The organism is Devosia sp. J2-20 (assembly GCF_055808475.1).
Window position 1 is genome coordinate 1,075,578 of the sequence record NZ_CM147870.1, and the last position, 19,929, is coordinate 1,095,506.

A 19,929-nucleotide genomic window follows, 5' to 3' on the forward strand; every position below is an offset into this window, starting at 1 on the left:
GCCAGAAGGCGCAAAGCCGATTTGTATTAGCGATAATCCACTGGCGTTGTTAGAGCGGCGGTGCCGGCTTGGCAAGGCCCGTGCAGCCCGCGCTCAGGAAGCGGGCTGCGGTCCCATCTGCAGGATGGCGGGCTGAGCTGTCAGCAATTTCTGCGCAACGGCCTTGATGTCCGCCACACTGACCGCGTTGATCAGTTCGGCGCGGCGGGCGATGTAGTCGATGCCCAGATCGCGCAATTGCAGACCGACCAGCGTGTTGGCGATGGCCGAGGACGAGCTGAGCTCATTGATGGCGTAGGAGCCGATCAGGTATTTCTTGGCAGCGGCGAGTTCGTCTTCGGTGGGGCCGCTGGCGGCCATGTCGGCCACGACCTGCTTGATGACGTCGAGTGTTTCTCCGGCGCGATCAGCCCGGGTGGCGGTGGAGATCACCAGCGCCTGACTGTGCGCCATATTGTTGAGTGCGGCAGTAATGCCATAGGTCAGGCCACGCGTTTCGCGCACTTCGGTGGTCAGGCGCGAGCCGAAGGTATCGCCGCCCAAAATCTGGGTCATCAGATAGGCTGCTAGATAGTCCGGATCGTCGCGCTCAAGGCTGGGATAGGCCATGAAGATCGAGGTCTGCGGCAGATCGTAGTCGACGCGCAGGTCCTGGCCCAGCCTGGGCGCAATGTCGGCGATAGCGGTCAGATCCGGTTGCTCGGGCAGGGTGCCGAACAGGGTGTCGAGCATGGCCGTGGCAGCCTCGGCGTCGATGGCGCCGACAATACCGACATGCAGGTTCTGTCGGGCGAACAGCCTGGTGTGCATGGCGCGCAGATCCTGGGCGGTCAGGCCTGCCAGCGTTTCAAGCGTGCCTTCGCTGCGGCGGGCATAGGGATGGTCGCCATAAAGCGCGGTGGCCCATTGGCGCTGCGCGGCGGTGCCGGGGTTCTGCGCTGCGGCGTTGATGCCGGTGACCAGTTGGGCGCGCATGCGATCGATCGGGTTCTGGTCAAAGCGTGGTTCTTCGATCGCCAGCTTGAGCAGGGCCACGGCTTCGTCGCGCTGGTCGGCCAGCATGCGCATGGAGCCATAGAATGCGTCAGTGTCGGCGGCAAAGCCCATCTCGGCCCCTGCGTCATCAAGCGCGATCTGGAAGGCCTCGCTGTCGAGATCACCAGCGCCTTCGTCGAACAGGGTGGTGAGCAGGGTCGTCAGCCCTTCCTTGCCGATAGGGTCCTGGGTGGTGCCGCCCTCAAAGGCAAAGCGGATGGTGACAATGGGCACGGCATAGTCTTCGACCAGCCAGGCCTTGATGCCCTTGGGAGAGGTGATGTCCTGAAAGACCACTTCGGCCTGGGCGGGCAGGGTGGCAAGCAGCAGGGCGCAACTGGTGGCGATGGCCGCAAGGGTGCGGCGGAGCGGGGGCAGAATGGTCATGGTGTTATTGCGCTCCGGTTGCGGGCAGCAGATAGCTGGTCACGGCTTTTGAGGGATCGAGATATTTGCTGGCGACCGCCTGAACCTGTTCGGGTGTGACGGCGCGAATGCGCTCGGGCCATTGCTCGATGTCTTCCACGCTGCCGCCGCTGGCCAGGGCATTGCCATACATCTGCGCCATGTTCTGCTGGGCATCGCGGGCAAAGATCAGGCCGCGCCGATAGCGCGCCTTGGCCCGGTCGAGCTCCTGATCGCTGATGCCCTCGGTGATCAGTCGGGTCAGTTGCGTATCCATGGCGGCCTCGACCTCGGCCAGGGTATGCTGGCCCTGCGGGGCGCCATAAATGGAGAAACCGCTGGGGTCATAGGCACCGCCATCATAACCCGCACCCGCCTGCGCGGCGATGCCGGATTTGACCACGACCTCCTGATAGAACCGGCTGCGGCTGCTGCCACCGAGAATTTCCGAGAGCAGGTCGAGCGCTTCAGCTTCGCCGGGCTCGGCGGTGCGATAGGTGGGAACCACCCAGGCGCGCAGGAAGCTGGGGATGCCGACGCGCGGATCGTGCAGTGTGACGCTGGCGCTGGTGTTGCGCTCGGGCTCGGACGGGCGGACGCGGGGTGGCAGGTCGGGACCGCGTTCAACCTTGCCATAGGTCTGTTCGGCCAGGGTGCGTACGGTTTCGGGCTCCACATCACCGGCCACAACGAGCACGGCATTGTTGGGGGCATAATACTGATCGTAAAAGCGGGCGGCGTCAGCCCGGTTGAGCTGTTCCATCTCGTGCATCCAGCCAATGGTGGGGATGCCATAGGGGTGGTTCTGGTACAGCGTCGCGGTGAACTCTTCGCTCAGCAGCGACTGAGCGCTGCTCTCGACACGCTGGCGACGTTCTTCAAGTACAACGTCGCGTTCGGACCCAATCACCTCTTCACTAAGCACCAGGCCGCGCATGCGGTCGGCTTCGAAATCCATCATGTCCGCCAGTGCCTCGGGGGGCACGGTTTCAAAATAGGCGGTGACGTCGGCCGTGGTGAAGGCGTTCAGATTGCCGCCGAGTTCGGTGACGGCGGCATCCAGTTCGCCAGCGGGGTGGCGTTCGGTGCCCTTGAACATCAGATGCTCAAAGAAATGGGCGATGCCGGACTTGCCTGCTGGCTCGTCGGCGCTACCCACCTTGTACCAGACCATATGGGTGACCACCGGTGCCCGATGATCGGGGATCACCACGACCTCCAGCCCGTTGTCGAGGCTGAAATGGGCGACGGCGTTCTGGGGCGATGTCGCCGGCTGTGCGGGCGTTTGCTGCGCGAAGGCTGAGGGAATCAGCAGCGCAGCGCCACAAAAGGCCAGGGCGAGTTTGATGGTCATCGGCACATCCGGTGTTGTAGGCGCGTGGGGGCGGTCGGGAAACCGCCGGGCGGGGCGCAATATTGGTTGGCGCGGTGAGGTAATGGGATGGATGCGGCGAGAGTGCGGCGGCATGTTGCTCTCGGCCGCGCCATCCCCTACATACGGCACAAAATCTCCCATTGCCGAGGACAGCGCCACATGGCACGCCAATTCATCTATCACATGGACGGAATGTCCAAAGCCTATGCCGGCGGCAAGAAGGTTTTGGACAATATCCGCCTCTCCTTCTACCCCGATGCCAAGATCGGTGTGCTGGGCCCCAACGGGTCGGGCAAGTCGACCCTGCTCAAGATCATGGCCGGTATCGACAAGGAATTCCAGGGCGAAGCCTGGGTCGCTGACGGCGCCAAGATCGGCTATCTGAGCCAGGAACCCGAGCTTGATCCGGCGCTGAACGTGCTGGGCAATGTGATGACGGGCGTCAAAGAGAAGAAGGCTATCGTCGATCGTTACAACGAACTGATGATGGACTATTCCGACGAGACCGCCGATGAGGCCAGCAAGCTGCAGGACCAGATCGACGCGGAAAACCTGTGGGATCTGGAAAGCCAGGTCGAAGTGGCCATGGAAGCGCTGGGCTGCCCTCCCGGCGATGCCGATGTGACCAAGCTGTCAGGTGGCGAACGCCGCCGCGTGGCGCTGTGCGCGCTGCTGCTGAGCAAGCCCGACCTGTTGCTGCTCGATGAGCCAACCAACCATCTGGACGCCGAGACCACGGCCTGGCTGGAACGCCACCTGCGTGAATTCGCGGGTGCCGTGCTGATCATCACCCATGACCGCTACTTCCTCGACAATGTGACGGGCTGGATCCTGGAGCTCGATCGCGGTCGTGGCGTGCCGTATGAAGGCAATTACTCGGCCTATCTGACAGCCAAGGCAAAGCGCTTTGCGCAGGAAAAGAGCGAAGACGCAGCGCGCGCCAAGGTGCTGGAACGCGAACGCGAATGGATGGGCCAGAGCCCACAGGCGCGGCAGTCCAAGTCCAAGGCGCGTCTGAAATCCTACGAAGAACTGGTCAAGGTTAACGAGGCCCGTACGCAGTCCTCGACGGCGCAGATCGTTATTCCGGCCGGCGAGCGGCTGGGCAATAACGTGATCGATATCGAAGGGCTGTCCAAGTCCTATGGCGACCGCCTGCTGATCGACAATCTCAGCTTCAAAGTGCCACCGGGCGGCATTGTGGGGATCATCGGTCCCAATGGCGCGGGCAAGACCACGCTGTTCCGCATGATGACCGGGCAGGAGACGCCAGACACCGGCACGGTGACCGTCGCCGAGACCGTCAAGATGGGCTATGTCGACCAGAGCCGCGACAGCCTTGATCCCAACAAGACCGTCTGGGAAGAAATCTCGGAAGGCGACGAAATCCTGTTGCTGGGCAAGCGCGAAGTGAATTCGCGTGCCTATACGTCCTCGTTCAACTTCAAGGGTGGCGATCAGCAGCAGAAGGTCGGCAATCTCTCGGGTGGTCAGCGCAATCGCGTGCATCTGGCCAAGATGCTCAAGAGCGGCTCGAACGTGCTGCTGCTCGATGAGCCCACCAACGATCTGGACACCGAGACCCTGGCCGCGCTGGAAGAGGCGCTCGAGGAATTCGCCGGCTGCGCCATCATCATCAGCCATGATCGCATGTTCCTTGACCGTCTGGCCACGCACATGCTGGCGTTTGAGGGCAACAGCCACGTGGAGTGGTTCGAAGGCAACTTCGCCGACTATGAAGCTGACAAGATCCGTCGCCTGGGCGCGGATGCGGTCAACCCAAAGCGCGCGACATACAAGCCGCTGACGCGTTAAGACGATGACTTTGAGCGGGCACAGCGCCCGCTCTTTGCTGTGGGGGCAATATGAGACTTGTAGTGGCCGGCCTGGTTTGGGCCGTTTTGGCTGGTGTTGCGGTGGCCGAACCGGCGCAATGCACGGTGACCGGGTTCGGGACGTTTGATTGCGAACTGTCGCGCGACGGCGGCGGGCTAACCTTCGGCTTGCCCGATGGTCAGGTGTTTGCCTTTGCCCTGGTGGGTGAAGGCGAAGGGCTGGGCTATCTGACGCCGGTAGATGCCGGGGCGGGCACCTATCCGGTCGAACTCGGTCTGATGACGGCTGCGGTGGATGCGCCGGGTTGCTGGGTAGGCGGCAAGGACGATTTCTCGTTCTGTGCGCTGGTCGCCCAATAATGAGCGCCGATCTGCCGGAGGCCTTCGAGCCGTTCGCGCTTGAAGTGGGCGGCGCCACTCTGGCGGGGGTGGAAACCGGCGAAGGCTTGCCGGTGGTGTTTGTGCATGCCGGGGTATGCGACAAGCGGATGTGGGCCCGGCAGATGGTGGCGGTTGCCGATATTGGCTGGCACGCGATTGCCTATGACCGGCGCGGCTATGGTGAGACCACCAGCCCCGACGAAGCCTTCAATCATGTTGATGATCTTGAAGCGCTGCTCGAAGCGCTCGATATCCATGCCGCGGTGTTTGTCGGCTGTTCGCTGGGCGGTGGTCTGGCGCTGGATTTCGCGCTGCGCCATCCCGGTCGGGTGATTGGTCTGGTGCTGATCGGCACGTCGGTCACCGGCGCGCCGTGGAATTCGACTGAAGCCGAAGCCATGATCGAGGCGGCCGAAGAGGACGCGTTCGAGCGCGGCGATCTGGAGATGCTCAACAAGGTTCAGGCCCATGAATGGCTCGACGGGCCGCGTGGGCAGAGCGGCCGGGTCGGGGGAGAAGCGCGCAAGCTGTTCCTCGAGATGAACGCGCTGGCGCTGAGCAAACCGGACCTGTCGCAGGACGAACAGCGACCCAGCGCCTGGCACCGAATGGGTGAAGTCGCCGCGCCCAGCCTGCTGCTGGTGGGGGATCAGGATTTCACCACGCTGATCGACCGGCACGAATATCTGTCCGAAGAAATGCCGAACGCCTTTGCCGCCGTGCTCGAGGATGTGGCGCATATTCCGAGCCTGGAGCGGCCCGATCTGGTCAATTCCATGATCCTGCAGTTTCTTGACGCGATCGAAGGCAGCGGCAGCGCAGAAGATGACGACGAGTCAGACATTTAGCCTGCGGTATGGGTTCCCGTTTGGGGCTTGCTCGCACGCTGATTCAACATACTGAGAAGCCGATTCAACTGCGTGGCGCGTTGAATCGGCTTTTTTGTTTAGTGCGTTGATTTATCGAGGCAATCAGAGGGCGATGACGCCGTTGAGGTGCTGGGTCAGTTGCGCGGTGGGCAGATTGGTCAGATCCTTGTCCAGTTCGGCCATCACGGTCTTTTTGACATTGGGCGAGATGGCCTTGCGGATGTCGCCCAGGGCGATCGGAGCGGCAACGATGATCAGCCGGTCAAAGGCACCGTCCTGCAATTTGCGGTCGAGATTGGTGGCCAGTGATTTGACGAATTCGGTCTCACGATGTTCCACCGGATCGGTGCGGGGCTCCATGGCGCTGCGGCCTGAACCGCTCGAGGAGAAGCTGCGGCCGGGCTTGTCGGCCTGAATGTCCTGCGCCTGCATGTTGGGCATGGCCCAATCCTGTCCCTGAACCTGCTGAAGTCCCTTGCCCGGCCCGGTGTTCTCGAGAACTCGGGCCTGCGCGCCGTCTGCAATCAATACCCAGGTGACAGTTTTCTTCATGATGAACTCCTGCTGGTGGATCGTCGGATTGGCATGTGCCTGCAGGCATCAAGATGCCTGCACACCAAAGGTCGGCCCCTGCACCTGGCTTTGCAAGATGGCAGGGAGCACAAACTTGGATCGGGTGATGCTGCGGCTCAATTCGGGCGAGGGTTTGAACGGCAGTGCTTTTTATGCCGCGCTGGCGCTGCGGGTGTCGCGGATCACGCTGGCGATGCGCTCAAAGGTCGGCCCAAACGGGGTGGCTTCGCGCCAGACCAGACGGAGCAGGCGCTCGGCGCCGGGGGTGCCCAATTGGTGGATGGCGATGCGCGCATCGGTGGCTTCCTTGCGCACAGCGATCTGGGGCAGCAGCGTAACGCCCTGACCATTGGCGACGAATTCGACGATGGTGGAGAGCGAGGTGGCCGCAAAGGTGCGCGGGCCCGTATCGCTCTCCAGCCGACAGGCGGCAATGGTCTGGTCGCGAAAGCAATGGCCTTCATCGAGCAGCAGGATGCGCTCGGGTGACAGGCCATTGAGCGAGGCAGGTTCGGCGGTGACCTCGCTGCGGCTGGTGGCCAGCACGAAGCGATCTTCGAACAAGGGGGCACTGATCAGGCGGGGCCCCCTGTCGGGCGGGTCGGTGGCGATCAGAGCAATGTCGATGCTGCCATCAACCAGACCGGCGAGCAGGGCATCGGTGCGGTTCTCGCTGACGGTGAAATCGAGCTTGGGCAGGCTGGCCTGCAGCGCCGGGAAGATTTCGGGCAGCAGATAGGGCGCCACGGTGGGGATCAGGCCGAAGCGGATGGCGCGTTCGGGCCGCCCGGCATGGCCCATGGCAAAGCCGGCAAGTGCGTCGGCGCCTTCGAGCAGGGTGCGGGCGCGCGCGACAAATTCACTGCCGAACGGGGTAAGTCGCGCGCCGCCCTTGAGCCGATCAAACAAGGGGGTGCCGCAGAGCGTCTCGACGGCGGCGATTTGCTGGCTCAAGGCGGGCTGGCTGATATTGCAGGCGGCGGCCGCCCGGCCAAAATGGCCGGTATCGGCGACGGCAGCGACATAGCGCATCTGTTTGAGAGTGAAGTTCATGATAGGTGCAGCTTATCATAGTTAGTGGATCAATCAATTTGCCTAATGGACATGGCTGCGTCACAAAGCTGATCAAAGTTTAGAACGGTTACAGGGAGCGCCACATGACCGAAACAACTTCTTCCAGCGCGGGCGAATGCCCAGTTGCACACGGCCAGTCAGGGGACGGCGGTCGCAAGGGCGGCGGCGCCCGCCGCAATCGTGACTGGTGGCCCAAGCAGCTTGACGTCCAGGTCCTGCACAATAACTCTGCGTTGTCGGACCCGCTTGGCCCCGAGTTCAGTTATGCCGAAGCGTTCAAGACGCTTGATCTCGAAGCGGTCAAGAAAGACTTGCATGCGCTGATGACCGACTCGCAGGATTGGTGGCCAGCCGACTTTGGCCATTATGGCGGCCTGTTCATCCGCATGGCCTGGCACAGCGCGGGCACCTATCGCATCACTGATGGTCGTGGCGGCGCCGGGGCTGGGCAGCAGCGCTTTGCGCCGCTCAATAGCTGGCCTGACAATGCCAATCTGGACAAGGCGCGTCGGCTGATCTGGCCGATCAAGCAGAAGTACGGCAACAAGCTGTCCTGGGCCGATCTGATGGTGCTCACGGGCAATGTCGCGCTGGAGTCGATGGGCTTCAAGACCTTCGGCTTTGCCGGCGGTCGCGCCGATGTGTGGGAGCCAGAGGAGCTGTACTGGGGCCCTGAAGGCACCTGGCTGGGTGACGAGCGCTATAGCGGCGAGCGCCAGCTGTCCGAGCCACTGGGCGCGGTGCAGATGGGTCTGATCTACGTCAATCCCGAAGGCCCGAACGGCAATCCGGATGCGCTGGCATCGGCTCGCGACATTCGCGAGACCTTTGCCCGCATGGCAATGAATGACGAAGAGACCGTGGCGCTGATCGCTGGCGGTCACACCTTCGGCAAGACCCATGGCGCGGGCGATCCGTCGCTGATCGGTCCCGAGCCCGAGGGCGAAGATCTGTCCAAGCAGGGTTTTGGCTGGACCAGTACGCATGGCAGCGGCATGGGTGCCGACGCCATTACAGGTGGTCCCGAAGTGACCTGGTCGCAGACGCCGACGCAGTGGAGCAACCACTTCTTTGACAATCTGTTCGGCTATGAGTGGGAGCTGACCGAGAGCCCCGCTGGCGCCAAGCAGTGGGTGGCCAAGAACGCCGAGCCATCCGTGCCCGACGCGTTTGATCCGAACAAGAAGAAGCTGCCGACCATGCTGACCTCGGATCTGGCCCTGCGCGTTGATCCTGCCTACGAAAAGATCTCGCGTCGCTTCTACGAGAATCCGGACGAGTTCGCCGATGCGTTCGCGCGTGCCTGGTTCAAGCTGACCCACCGCGATATGGGCCCGAAGGTGCGCTATCTGGGCCCTGAGGTGCCATCCGAAGAGCTGATCTGGCAGGACCCGATCCCCGCCGTTGATCACGAGCTGATCAATGACAGCGATATTGCCGCGCTCAAATCCAAGGTGCTGGCCAGCGGTCTGTCGATTGCCGAGCTGGTCTCGACCGCCTGGGCATCGGCCTCGACTTTCCGGGGTTCGGACAAACGCGGTGGTGCCAATGGTGCCCGCGTTCGGCTGGCGCCGCAGAAGGATTGGGAGGTCAACCAGCCTGCCCAGCTGGGTAAGGTGCTGGCCGCGCTCGAGGCGATCCAGCAGGACTTCAATGGTGCGCAGACTGGCAACAAGAAGGTTTCGCTGGCCGATCTGATCGTGCTGGCCGGTAGTGCCGCTGTCGAACAGGCAGCCAAGGCGGCCGGGATTGCAGCGGATGTGCCGGTCACGGTTGGCCGCATGGATGCCTCGCAGGAGCAGACCGATGCGCATTCGTTCGAGGCGCTCAAGCCACGGGCGGACGGTTTCCGCAATTATCTGAGCGGTCGCCAGTTCATGGAGCCCGAAGAATCGCTGGTCGACAAGGCGCAGTTGCTGCGTTTGACAGCACCCGAGATGACGGTGCTGGTGGGTGGTCTGCGTGTGCTGGGTGCCAATTACGACAATGCCCAGCATGGCGTGTTCACCAATAATCCGGGCACGTTGACCAATGACTTCTTCCTCAACCTGCTCGATATGGGCACGCGGTGGGAGCCAAAGGCCGATGAAGACGGGATCTATGAAGGGTTCGACCGCAAGTCGGGCGAAGCCAAGTGGACCGGTACGCGTGTCGATCTGATCTTTGGGTCGCACTCGCAACTGCGTGCCGTTGCTGAAGTCTACGCCCAGTTCGATGCGCGCGAAAAATTCGCCAAGGATTTCGTCGCCGCCTGGACCAAGGTGATGAACGCCGATCTGTTCGTGAACTAGGCGTTCGAGGGCAGCGCAGGCTGTCTGGACACTGCCCAAACCAAATCAGCCCCGGCCGGGAAACCTGCCGGGGCTTTTTGCGCGCCCCGTGCAGACCGTTACAATTTGAATCAATATCGGGGCTCGGACTTCAGTGCCTGCAAAAGATGAGAGTCCATCGTCGCAGTGTTATTGACGGCAGAAGCCGGGAGACTGACGATGAGCGAGCTTGATCAAGGGCAGCGGGCGTTTTCGAGCTTTCGGGTTCTGAATGGCGAAGGCAACCACTCCGAGCGCGAAGACCTGTTCCGCAATATGGCTGAGCTGTTCAGTTATGTTTCGGACCGGTGCGATGATGAGCAGGTCGCCCAGTATGACGAAGTGCTGTGTCAGCTCGCCGAATTTGTCGAGATTGAAGCGCGGGCCCATGTCGCCAGCCTTCTGGCGCCGCTTGACCGGGCGCCGGGTACGGTGGTGGTCAAGCTGGCCAATGACGACATTGAAGTCGCCAGGCCGCTGCTGCAGTTCTCCAAGGTACTTTCCGATGATGATCTTATCGACATCATCACCCATCAATCCGACCAGCATCGCGAAGCCATTGCCAGCCGCCACAAGGTAGCTGAGCGGGTTGGTGATGCCATTGTCGACCATGGCCAGACCGGCTCGGTGGTGCGTCTGGTGCGCAATACCAATGCCGAGTTGCACAAGGCGACGCTGGAAAAGCTGGTTGAGCGCGCGGCCAAGGATGTCGAGATCGCTGCCGATCTGCGTGGTCGCACCGATATCGACTGGGCTTCGCTGCGTGGTGAAATTGACGATGTCGCCTCCAAGGTGCTCGAAACGCTGGGCGAGATGAACCGTGGCGTCGATCCGGTCACGGTCGGCAAGGTCAATGCGGTCGTCTATAACCGCATGCGCAACCGCGCCGGCTTCTCGTCGACTGAGTGGAAGGTGGCCTATAATCAGGTCAAGGCGCTGAGCGATCGCAAGCAACTCAATGAGCGTGCCCTGGCGCGGTTTGCCCGGTTTGGCTACGGCCATCACTCGGCCGCAGCGCTGACCGTGATCCTGCAGGTGAAGCCCGAAGTGTTCGTCAAATGGCTCGCCAGCCAGGACTATGTGGCCATGACCATCGCCCTGCGGGCAGCGGGTCTGGCGCCCGACCTGTTCGAGGCGATCTTTGCGACCATGCCGTGGCGCGATTTGCCCACGACGCAGGACACCAAGATGGTGGTGAGCCGGTTCGAGGCCATTGAGCGCGAAGAAGCGGCCAATATCTTTGAGCTGTGGCGCGCGCATTCGTTCCGCAAGCGGGCCGCCACCGAAGAGCGTATGGCCGCCAGCGCCTAGTTTCACTGTCCCCATGCACGGACATAACTTCACCCCCGGGCTTGCCTGGGGGTGATTTGTTTTCAATACGATAGCGGTTGATCGCAATTCCCTCTGGACCTGCTCTGCGAACCGGATATAAAGACATCTTTATATCTTTGCGAGGGTGCGTTGGCTGAGTTGTCGGAACTGGTTGGGGTGTTGAAGGCGGCGGGTGAGGGGACCCGGGTGCGCCTGTTGGCATTGCTGGCTGATGGCGACCATTCGGTCAAGGACCTTACCGAAATCCTCAAGCAGAGCCAGCCGCGCGTGTCGCGCCACCTCAAGCTGTTGGCGGATGCCGGACTGGTGCGGCGCAATGCTGAAGGCGCCTGGGCCTATTACGGGCTGGCTCAGGATGGCGATGGTGCCGATCTGGCCCGCTGGCTGATTGCCCGGCTCGATGATGCCGATGGCGATCGTCGCCGCGATATCGAACGGCAGGCAGCCGTGCGTGCCAGTCAGCAGGCGCAGGCCAACGAATATTTCGACACTGTGGCCAGCAGCTGGGACCTGCTCAAGACGCTGCAGGTGCCTGAGGAGGCGGTGGAGTCGGCGGTGGTCGCGGCGCTCGATGGCCGACAGGTCGATACCCTGATTGATCTGGGTACCGGCACGGGGCGCATGCTTGAAGTGCTCGCCGATCGCTACAAGCGCGGCGTGGGGCTCGATTCCAGCCGCGAGATGCTGGCCGTTGCCCGTGCCCGGCTGGGCAGTGCGGGCATTGGCCATGCGCAGGTGCGGCTTGGCGATATTGGCGATCTGGATGTGTCGGTGGGACTGGCCGATGTGGTGGTGATCCACCAGGTGCTGCACTATTTCGACGATCCGGGCCGCATGCTGGCGCAGGCGCGACGCCTGCTCAAGCCGGGCGGCGACATGCTCATCGTGGACTTCGCCCCGCATGATCTGGAGTTTTTGCGCAGCGAGCATGCGCATCGGCGGCTGGGGCTGTCGGACGAACAAATGCGCGGCTGGGCGATGGCGGCCGGACTGAGCGTGCAGAGCGCGCAGGAATTCCCCAGCGAGAACACTGAACGTGGCTTGACGGTCTGCCTCTGGCGCCTCAGCGACAAGACCTGAACGGAGCAAGTTTGATGATCGACGATAATGTGCGGGCCAGTCGGCAGACCGCGGATCAGCGCCCGGAACTGCAGATCTCGTTTGAGTTCTTTCCGCCCAAGAATGACGCAATGGAAGAGCGCTTCTGGGACAGCGTGCACAAGCTGGCGCCACTCAAGCCGCGCTTTGTCTCGGTGACCTATGGCGCTGGCGGTACCACCCGCGAGCGGACACTGCGCATGGTCAGCTCAATCAAGAAAGATACCGGTGTGGATGCGGCGGCGCACCTGACCTGTGTCGGCGCCTCGCGCGACGAAGTGGACGCGGTGGTGCGCGGCTATCAGGCCGCGGGCATCAACCGCATTGTCGCGCTGCGTGGCGATCCACCAGAGGGTGTTGGCCAGCCGTTCACGCCTCACCCGGAAGGCTATCAGAATGCCGCCGATCTGGTGGCAGGCATTCGGCGCATTGGAGATTTCGATATTTCGGTCGCCGCCTATCCCGAAAAGCACCCGCAAAGCGAAAGCTGGGACGTCGAGATCGACAATCTCAAGCGCAAGCTGGATGGTGGTGCCGACCGCGCCATCACGCAGATGTTCTTCTCCAATGGCGACTACCTGCGCTATCTCGAGCGGGCGCGGGCTGCGGGTATTACCGCGCCGATCGTGCCAGGCATCCAGCCGATCCACAGCTTCAAGCAGATTTCCAGTTTTGCCGGTCGCTGCGGGACCTCAATTCCAGCCTGGCTGGCTGAGCGGTTTGACGGGCTTGATGATGAGCCCGAGACCCATGCGCTGGTGGCATCGGCCGTTGCGGCCGAGCAGGTTACCGAGCTGCTGGATGAGGGCGTGACCGAGTTCCACATCTATACTCATAACCGCTCGCCACTGGCTCTGGCGCTGGCGCGTATTCTGGGACGTCGTCCTGTGGCCTGAGTGCCCTTGCTTTGGCGGCAAGGCGGTGGCATGAAGCCGCCGCCCGCCGGTTTTACGGTCTGAAAAGCGTCATTCAGACCCGGTTCAGATGACGGGCTGCATTGAGACAGTGTGGCGCCTTCATAAAATGGCCACGAAACCGCGCTCCTTCACCGCTAGGGGCGAACCGCATTACGGGACGTAACAGCATGCAGATCGATCGTCGCATTACCAATGGCCTGGCCTGGGCCGGGGTGGTTCTGGTTATCGGTATTCCGGTGGCTGACGTGGTCAGCGCCCAGTTTATGGCGGAGCGCACGCCAGGCGCGCAGGTCGCGGCATTGGCGCCCGAGCCCGCAGCGCCGGCGCCTGTGGCACCGCAACCTGCTACACGGCCGGTGGCCGAAATTGCGGCAAAGCCGACCCCTGTGGCCCCGGTTACGCCAGCCAAGCCTGCTACGCCTGCCGTGGTGGCCACGACAGCCAAGAGCGGCGATGTGGTCGATGGTTATCTGAGCACCGGCAAGCCGCTGCCCAGCTATATTACCGGTGGGGACAGCGCGGCGCCGCGCGCGCAGGAGAAAGCACCTGCAGAGGCACCGCTGGTGATTGACGCCGAGATCGATCCGATTGACGTGGCGGCGCTGCCGCCAGCGCGGGTTGCCCCGATGCCAATGCCGCTCTCGATGCGGCCAGAGCCGCGCAGCACAGCCACGGTGACCTATACCAATAACGCGCCGCAGGTGGTCATTCCAGCCAGCGTGACGCCGCCTGCAGCGGTCACGGCACGCGATCTGGAAGACTGGGAAAGCGGGCCGCTATCGGAATTTCTGGCCAAGCGTCAGGCAGCCGGTCAGGTGGACCCCGGCTATGATCCCGATGGGTTCTTTCTTGATGAGGGCCCGAACCGGGCCCGGCAAAGAGATCGCCTGATTGGACCGGCAGACGAATTCTATTTCCCGTTTGCCAACTAGCGTAGATCGGCCATGCGTGTGTGGCGGTGGACCCGGCGGTCGGGACCGGTTATTGTTAGTAACCTAGTCGCGCCGGACCCTGTCCGTCCGTGACATTCACGAAAGGCGATGCCCCCGTGTTGCAGTGCCTGCGCAAAACCGAAGTAAAATCCCAGATGTGGCAGCGGCTGTCGGACTTTGTCGGTTCGTTCAGTCAGCGCACCGGTCTGGCCGGATCGCTGATCAATGCGCTTGACCCCGATACCTGGTTGCCCGGTGGGCGCGATGCGGCGTTTACGCTGGCCCTGATCGCGCTGGCGGCCAAGATGGCGGTCTCGGATGGCATTGTCACGGCTTCCGAAGAGCGCGCCTTCCGCGCCACCGCAGAAATCGCCGAGGGCAATGAAGAGGCCGTGCAGCGGTTGTTCAACCTGGCCAAGCAGGATGTGGCGGGGTTTGATACCTATGCGCGCAAGGTCCGGCGCTTTTTTGCCGATAGTCCTGAAACGCTGGAGCATGTGCTCGACAGCCTGTTCTTCATCGCCACTGCCGATGGCGTGGTGCATCCGGCCGAGCTGGACTATCTGAAGTCGGTCAGCGACATTTTCGGGTTTGACGAGGTGCGCTTCGAGCAGATGGCCAGCCAGCATGTCCGGCTTGAAGCCGGGGTGGACCCCTATGCCGTGCTGGGGCTGTCGCCCAATGCGCCCGATCACGAGGTCAAGCGGGTCTATCGCCTGCTGGTATCCGAGCATCATCCAGACCGGCTGATTGCCCGCGGTGTGCCCGAAGAACTGATCGATGTGGCCACGGCCCGGATGAAGTCGATCAACCTGGCCTATCAGGCGCTGACCAAGCCGGTGGCGCAGCCGCTGCTGACCTCGGCCTAGACCGCTGACTTGACGGGGTGGCCCATACCTCTCTACACCACGCCAGCCAGTTGACCGGGTGGCCGCTGGCAGTGGGGTAACCTGCTGCTGGAGGAAAGTCCGGGCTCCATCGAAACACGGTGCCGGTTAATGGCCGGCGAGGGCGACCTCAGGGAAAGTGCCACAGAAAGTATACCGCCGTGCCTCGGCACGGTAAGGGTGAAAGGGTGCGGTAAGAGCGCACCGGGTGTCCAGCAATGGAGACCGCACGGTAAACCCCACCGGGAGCAAGACCAAATAGGGATGACGCGGGGTTTCGACCCCAGCCGGTTTTGAGGCCAGATCATCCGGGTTGGTTGCACGAGGCGTCTGGTAACAGGCGTCGCAGATGAATGGTCACCACGTACGCGCCTTCGGGCACGTGCCCTACAGAACCCGGCTTATAGGTCAACTGGCGTTTACCTTCTGATCGGAATACGCGGCCTGCGCATGTCAGGGTTCCCGCCGCGCCTCTTGCGTGTTGGCGGCAGGCTGGCTACATGAGCGCCTTCGCATTCCGCCGTACTTCCTGGCGGGCACACGCTTCAAAGAGTTCGGTACGCGCGATGCCCCTGGCTACCCCCTATTATCTGATCGACGAAACCGCACTGGCGCGCAATCTGGCGCGGATCGACCAGCTGCGCGCTGCCTCGGGCGCCAAATGCCTGCTGGCGCTGAAGTGCTTTGCCACCTGGTCGACCTTTGCGCAGATCTCCCCGCACATGGATGGCACGACCTCGTCCTCGCTGAACGAAGTGCGGCTGGGCCGCGAAAAGTTCGGCGGCGAAACCCATGCCTATTCGGTGGCCTATTCGGATGGCGAGATCGACGATGTGATCAGCCATGCCGACAAGATCATCTTCAATTCGGCCAATCAGCTTGAGCGGTTCGCAGCCAAGGCAAGCCATCTGCCGATCGGGCTGCGGGTCAATCCGGGCGTCAGCCATTCCCATTTCGATCTGGCCGATCCGGCGCGCCCCTATAGCCGCTTGGGCGAAACCGAGCTGGCGCGCATTGAAAGCGTGATGGATCGCGTCAGCGGCTTCATGCTGCACTGCAATTGCGAGAATGACTCGGTCAGTGCGTTTTCGGCGCTGCTTGACCAGATCGAAGAGCGGCTTGGCGCTCTGCTGACGCGGCTGGACTGGGTCAGCCTGGGGGGCGGTATTCACTTCACCAAGGAGGGCTACCCGATCGATCAGCTGGCGGCGCGGCTCAAGGCGTTTGCCGAAAAGTTTGGCGTACAGGTGTATCTTGAGCCCGGCGATACCGTGGTGACCGATACCACCACGCTTGAAGTCAGCGTGCTCGACATCATTGAGAACGGCAAGCCCGTTGCTATCGTCGACAGCGCCGTGGAGGCGCACATGCTCGACCTGCTGGTCTATCGCGAGAGCGCCAATGTGGCACCCAATGCGGGGCCGCACAGCTATTTCGTGGCCGGTAAATCCTGTCTGGCCGGTGATGTGTTCGGGGAGTTCAGCTTCCCCGCGCCGCTGGCCATTGGTGACCGCATCTCCCTGCTCAATGCGGGGGGTATACAATGGTCAAGAAGAACTGGTTCAATGGGGTGGGCATGCCGGCCATCGCCATTCGCCGCCAGAATGGCCATATCGAGACCATACGGGCCTTCGATTATGCCGACTACGTCGCCAGCCTTTCCTGAGAAAGCGCTGATCCTATTCCCCTTGAAAAGGTGTTTCGTGCCAATTGAAAAAGAACGTTTTGATCATCGGTGCCGGAGGTGTGGCGCAGGTCGCCGCCTTTAAAGCTGCAATGCACAACGACGTGCTGGGGGACATCCATATTGCCTCCCGCACCGTCTCGAAATGCGAGGCGATCATCGCCGGCATTCTGGACAAAAAGGCGCTCAAGCGCCCGGGCGTTTTGGCCGCCCACGCCCTGGACGCGCTCGATGTCGCGGCCACCAAGGTACTGATCGCCCAGACCAAGAGCCAGATTGTCATCAATGCCGGCTCGGCTTTCCTGAACATGAGCGTGTTACAGGCCTGCGTGGAAACCGGGGCTGCCTATATCGACACGGCCATTCACGAAGAGCCCGGCAAGATCTGCGAAACGCCACCCTGGTATGGCAATTACGAGTGGAAACACCGCGACAGCTGCGAGCGCAAGGGCGTCACCGCCATTCTGGGTGCCGGCTTTGATCCCGGTGTGGTCAATGCCTATGCGGCGATGGCGGCCCGGCACTATTTCGACTCCATCGCCAGCATCGATATCATCGACGTCAATGCGGGCAGCCATGGACGCTATTTCGCGACCAATTTCGATCCCGAGATCAATTTCCGCGAATTCACCGGCACGGTGTGGAGCTGGCAGAACAGCCAGTGGACCGCCAATGCGATGTTCGAGGTCAACCGAACCGACGATCTGCCGGTGGTGGGCAACCACACTACCTATCTGACCGGCCATGACGAAATCCACTCGCTCTCGGCCAATCTGGATGTGCCCGATATCCGGTTCTGGATGGGTTTTGGCGAGCACTACATCAATGTGTTCACGGTGCTCAAGAACCTTGGCCTGCTGTCCGAGCAGCCGGTGACCACTGCCGAGGGCGTCGAGATCGTGCCGCTCAAGGTGGTCAAGGCGGTGCTGCCCGATCCGGTGTCGCTGGCGCCCGATTATGCCGGCAAGACCTTTATCGGCGATCTGATCGCTGGCGAGCGCGACGGCGAAGCGGCGGAGCTGCTGGTCTACAACATCTGTGACCACGAAGAGACCTATGCCGAGACCAATAGCCAGGCGATCTCCTATACGGCCGGCGTGCCGGTGGTGGCCGCCGCGATCCTGATCGCCAAGGGCGTTTGGGATTGCCACCACATGGCCAATATCGAAGAGCTGCCACCGCTGCCCTTCATCGAACTGATCGGTGAGATGGGCCTGGCCACCCGCCTGCGCGACGCCAAGGGCGACCGCGCGTTCGATCCGGCCGAGTTCCGCACCGAACGGCAAAAGACCAAGTCCCGCGCCTGAGGCGGGGCAGGGTTCAGTGCATGATGAAGCGGCCGGGGGAAACCCCGGCCGTTTTTTGTTTCTGGATCTACCTTTGAAACAAGGGCTTAGTGCCCGACGTGTCGTCTTTGTCCGACGCGAAGACGTTTTTTTGCGACGTAATGTATGAAATAGTTGACATGATGTCGTTGTAGGCATACATAGAGGCCAACTTACATGACACTAAGGTGGGAAAGATGATGTCGTACAAAGAGATGATGGCCGGTGTGCAATTGGCTGGGGTGGCGCTGGTCTTGGGCTGGCTGGGTTGGGATGCGGCCAATGGCGGGCTGGTGGATGCCAGCGCGGCCAGCGTGGCGGTCAAGATGCTGTGGGCCGTTGGCGGGCTGGTGGTCTTCAATATTGTCGGGGCGATCCTGGCGACGATTGTCATTTCGATCATCCAGCGCAGCGAATTCAAGGATGAGCCAAGTGACGAGCGCGATGCGTCGATTTCGGCGCGCAGCCAGCGCAATAGCGGATTTGCCACCTCGATTGCGGCAGCGCTGCTGCTGATCCCGCTGGCCATGGGCGCTGACGTGACGCTGGCGGTTTATGGGCTGTTCTTTGCACCGCTGCTGGGCGGCACCGTCAATGCCATTTCCGAGCTCATCTATTACCGGATCGGCTGACACCATGGGTAAGGGACAGCCAAGCATCACTAACACAATCCGTACGCTGCGCTTTCATGCCGGGGAAATGACCCAGGCAGCGCTGGCGGAAAAGGTCGGGGTGACGCGCCAGACCATCGTGGCCATCGAGCAGGGTCGCTATTCGCCCTCGCTGGAGGTGGCCTTCCGGATCGCGGCGGCCTTCGCGGTGCCGCTCGATCAGGTGTTTCAGTGGGCGCCGCCAGATGGACCTGCGGCCTAGGGCCGAACCGACACAGATATTGAGAAGAGACAGAACCATGAAAGCTGCAATGCAGAGCCGCTATGGCGGCCCCGAGGTTATTGAAGTGCGCGACATCGCCAAGCCGGTGCCGCAGGAGGATGAAATTCTGGTGCGGGTGGTCGCCACCACGGTGACGCTGGCTGACAGCGCCTTCCGCAAGGCCGATCCGGTGATCATCCGGCTGTTTGGCGGATTGTTCCGGCCCAAAATGACCATTCTGGGCGATGCGATTGCCGGCGTGGTCGATGCGGTGGGCAGCAAGGTAACGCGGTTCAAGATCGGCGATGCAGTCTATGGCTCGGTGGGGCCCAATCTTGGCGGCATGGCAGAATACGTCCGGGTCAAGCAGGACGGTGCCATAGTGCTTGCGCCTGACGGCGTCGAACTCGCGCCGCTGGCGGGATTGGCCTACAGCTATCTGACGGCGATGCCGTTCATCCGCGATGAGGGACAGGTGGGACCCGGCAGCAAGGTGCTGATCAACGGCGCTGCGGGCAGCATTGGCGCAGTCGCGGTGCAACTGGCCAAGCATTTCGGAGCCGAAGTGACGGCCGTCGTCAGCGGGCGCAACGCCGAGATGGTGCGAGCGCTGGGGGCGGATCATGTGATTGACCGGACCCAGCGTGATTTTACCACGGCGCGCGCGGCCTATGACGTGATCTTTGACGCGGTGGGCAAGTCGGGTTTTGCCAAAAGCCGCGATGCGCTCAAGGCTGACGGGATCTATCTGACCACAGTGATGAGCTTTGGCATTCTGTGGGACATGCTGACCACCCGCAAGGGGCCCAAGCGCGCCAAGCTGGCCACTACGGGTCTGCGGCCTGAGGCTGACAAGCTCAAGGATATCGAAGTACTCAATGATCTTCTGGCAGCGGGCGCAGTGCGGCCGGTGATTGATCGCCGCTTCGCGCTGGCCGAGATTGTCGAGGCGCATCGCTATGTCGATAGCGAAACCAAGGCCGGTGATGTTCTGGTGACGATGTGAATTGGCGCCGGAGCGCGCA

General features: G+C 62.1%; 17 protein-coding genes, 1 other RNA gene and 1 pseudogene. 15 read left to right on the top strand and 4 right to left on the bottom strand.

The window, feature by feature from the left end; translation table 11 throughout:
- Positions 1-93 precede the first annotated feature (93 nt).
- Together AC0L37_RS05245 and AC0L37_RS05250 are read right to left on the bottom strand one after the other, a co-directional pair.
- Complete coding sequence (locus tag AC0L37_RS05245) at positions 94-1,422, bottom strand: M16 family metallopeptidase (protein WP_282221789.1); 1,329 nt, start codon at positions 1,420-1,422, stop codon at positions 94-96.
- 4 nt (positions 1,423-1,426) lie between these two features.
- Entirely contained in the window at positions 1,427-2,794 is a 1,368-nt protein-coding gene (locus AC0L37_RS05250) for a M16 family metallopeptidase (protein ID WP_282221788.1), read from the bottom strand.
- Between the two features lie 180 nt (positions 2,795-2,974).
- On the opposite strand from AC0L37_RS05250, the gene ettA reads away from it, so the two are divergent.
- The 3 genes from ettA to AC0L37_RS05265 all read left to right on the top strand — a co-directional run bounded on the left by ettA (position 2,975) and on the right by AC0L37_RS05265 (position 5,879).
- On the top strand, positions 2,975-4,630 hold the full coding sequence (gene ettA, locus AC0L37_RS05255; RefSeq protein WP_212657373.1) for an energy-dependent translational throttle protein EttA: 1,656 nt from the start codon (positions 2,975-2,977) through the stop codon (positions 4,628-4,630).
- Positions 4,631-4,692: 62 nt separating this feature from the next.
- Positions 4,693-5,010: a hypothetical protein gene (locus tag AC0L37_RS05260; RefSeq protein ID WP_269369121.1), complete on the top strand. Its 318-nt coding sequence runs from the start codon at positions 4,693-4,695 to the stop codon at positions 5,008-5,010.
- Positions 5,010-5,879, top strand: a complete 870-nt coding sequence (locus AC0L37_RS05265) for an alpha/beta fold hydrolase (RefSeq protein WP_282221787.1) — start codon at positions 5,010-5,012, stop codon at positions 5,877-5,879. The genes AC0L37_RS05260 and AC0L37_RS05265 overlap by 1 nt, the downstream gene beginning before the upstream one ends.
- 123 nt (positions 5,880-6,002) lie before the next feature.
- Here the strand turns inward: AC0L37_RS05265 and AC0L37_RS05270 are convergent, their stop codons facing one another.
- Together AC0L37_RS05270 and AC0L37_RS05275 are read right to left on the bottom strand one after the other, a co-directional pair.
- Positions 6,003-6,452 carry a host attachment protein gene (locus AC0L37_RS05270; RefSeq protein ID WP_212657376.1) on the bottom strand — a complete coding sequence of 150 codons (450 nt, stop codon included), beginning with the start codon at positions 6,450-6,452 and terminating at the stop codon, positions 6,003-6,005.
- Positions 6,453-6,623: 171 nt separating this feature from the next.
- Entirely contained in the window at positions 6,624-7,526 is a 903-nt protein-coding gene (locus tag AC0L37_RS05275) for a hydrogen peroxide-inducible genes activator (RefSeq protein WP_269369127.1), read from the bottom strand.
- A 104-nt stretch (positions 7,527-7,630) separates the two neighbouring features.
- Here AC0L37_RS05275 and katG point away from each other — a divergent pair, with 104 nt between their 5' ends.
- From katG to AC0L37_RS05335, 12 genes and pseudogenes are all read left to right on the top strand, one after another.
- Positions 7,631-9,838: a catalase/peroxidase HPI gene (gene katG, locus AC0L37_RS05280; protein ID WP_212657378.1), complete on the top strand. Its 2,208-nt coding sequence runs from the start codon at positions 7,631-7,633 to the stop codon at positions 9,836-9,838.
- A 198-nt stretch (positions 9,839-10,036) separates the two neighbouring features.
- Positions 10,037-11,167 (top strand): DUF2336 domain-containing protein, encoded by a 1,131-nt coding sequence (locus AC0L37_RS05285; protein WP_212657379.1) that lies wholly within the window; start codon positions 10,037-10,039, stop codon positions 11,165-11,167.
- Between the two features lie 150 nt (positions 11,168-11,317).
- Positions 11,318-12,268, top strand: a complete 951-nt coding sequence (locus AC0L37_RS05290) for an ArsR/SmtB family transcription factor (RefSeq protein ID WP_212657380.1) — start codon at positions 11,318-11,320, stop codon at positions 12,266-12,268.
- A 14-nt stretch (positions 12,269-12,282) separates the two neighbouring features.
- Complete coding sequence (gene metF, locus AC0L37_RS05295) at positions 12,283-13,182, top strand: methylenetetrahydrofolate reductase [NAD(P)H] (RefSeq protein WP_212657381.1); 900 nt, start codon at positions 12,283-12,285, stop codon at positions 13,180-13,182.
- A 188-nt stretch (positions 13,183-13,370) separates the two neighbouring features.
- The gene (locus AC0L37_RS05300) at positions 13,371-14,135 is read left to right on the top strand and encodes a hypothetical protein (protein WP_282221786.1); all 765 of its coding nucleotides are present in this window, start codon (positions 13,371-13,373) and stop codon (positions 14,133-14,135) included.
- Positions 14,136-14,224: 89 nt separating this feature from the next.
- Positions 14,225-15,004, top strand: a complete 780-nt coding sequence (locus AC0L37_RS05305) for a TerB family tellurite resistance protein (RefSeq protein WP_282221785.1) — start codon at positions 14,225-14,227, stop codon at positions 15,002-15,004.
- A gap of 46 nt (positions 15,005-15,050) precedes the next feature.
- Positions 15,051-15,442, top strand: an RNA gene (gene rnpB, locus AC0L37_RS05310) — RNase P RNA component class A.
- 146 nt (positions 15,443-15,588) lie between these two features.
- A pseudogene (gene nspC, locus AC0L37_RS05315) lies at positions 15,589-16,688 on the top strand (carboxynorspermidine decarboxylase).
- A 44-nt stretch (positions 16,689-16,732) separates the two neighbouring features.
- Complete coding sequence (locus AC0L37_RS05320) at positions 16,733-18,013, top strand: saccharopine dehydrogenase family protein (RefSeq protein WP_282221784.1); 1,281 nt, start codon at positions 16,733-16,735, stop codon at positions 18,011-18,013.
- Positions 18,014-18,228: 215 nt separating this feature from the next.
- Positions 18,229-18,663, top strand: coding sequence for a hypothetical protein (locus tag AC0L37_RS05325; protein WP_282221783.1), 435 nt, complete (start codon positions 18,229-18,231; stop codon positions 18,661-18,663).
- 4 nt (positions 18,664-18,667) lie between these two features.
- Positions 18,668-18,904, top strand: a complete 237-nt coding sequence (locus AC0L37_RS05330; RefSeq protein ID WP_212657386.1) for a helix-turn-helix transcriptional regulator — start codon at positions 18,668-18,670, stop codon at positions 18,902-18,904.
- Positions 18,905-18,941: 37 nt separating this feature from the next.
- Positions 18,942-19,910 carry an NAD(P)-dependent alcohol dehydrogenase gene (locus tag AC0L37_RS05335; RefSeq protein ID WP_282221782.1) on the top strand — a complete coding sequence of 323 codons (969 nt, stop codon included), beginning with the start codon at positions 18,942-18,944 and terminating at the stop codon, positions 19,908-19,910.
- Positions 19,911-19,929: the final 19 nt, after the last annotated feature.

Coding starts and splice junctions, on each gene's coding strand:
- AC0L37_RS05245 (WP_282221789.1), bottom strand. CDS start 1,422: ATGACCATTCTGCCCCCGCTCCGCCGCACCCTTGCGGCCATCGCCACC.
- AC0L37_RS05250 (WP_282221788.1), bottom strand. CDS start 2,794: ATGACCATCAAACTCGCCCTGGCCTTTTGTGGCGCTGCGCTGCTGATT.
- ettA (WP_212657373.1), top strand. CDS start 2,975: ATGGCACGCCAATTCATCTATCACATGGACGGAATGTCCAAAGCCTAT.
- AC0L37_RS05265 (WP_282221787.1), top strand. CDS start 5,010: ATGAGCGCCGATCTGCCGGAGGCCTTCGAGCCGTTCGCGCTTGAAGTG.
- AC0L37_RS05270 (WP_212657376.1), bottom strand. CDS start 6,452: ATGAAGAAAACTGTCACCTGGGTATTGATTGCAGACGGCGCGCAGGCC.
- AC0L37_RS05275 (WP_269369127.1), bottom strand. CDS start 7,526: ATGAACTTCACTCTCAAACAGATGCGCTATGTCGCTGCCGTCGCCGAT.
- katG (WP_212657378.1), top strand. CDS start 7,631: ATGACCGAAACAACTTCTTCCAGCGCGGGCGAATGCCCAGTTGCACAC.
- AC0L37_RS05285 (WP_212657379.1), top strand. CDS start 10,037: ATGAGCGAGCTTGATCAAGGGCAGCGGGCGTTTTCGAGCTTTCGGGTT.
- metF (WP_212657381.1), top strand. CDS start 12,283: ATGATCGACGATAATGTGCGGGCCAGTCGGCAGACCGCGGATCAGCGC.
- AC0L37_RS05300 (WP_282221786.1), top strand. CDS start 13,371: ATGCAGATCGATCGTCGCATTACCAATGGCCTGGCCTGGGCCGGGGTG.
- AC0L37_RS05325 (WP_282221783.1), top strand. CDS start 18,229: ATGATGTCGTACAAAGAGATGATGGCCGGTGTGCAATTGGCTGGGGTG.
- AC0L37_RS05330 (WP_212657386.1), top strand. CDS start 18,668: ATGGGTAAGGGACAGCCAAGCATCACTAACACAATCCGTACGCTGCGC.
- AC0L37_RS05335 (WP_282221782.1), top strand. CDS start 18,942: ATGAAAGCTGCAATGCAGAGCCGCTATGGCGGCCCCGAGGTTATTGAA.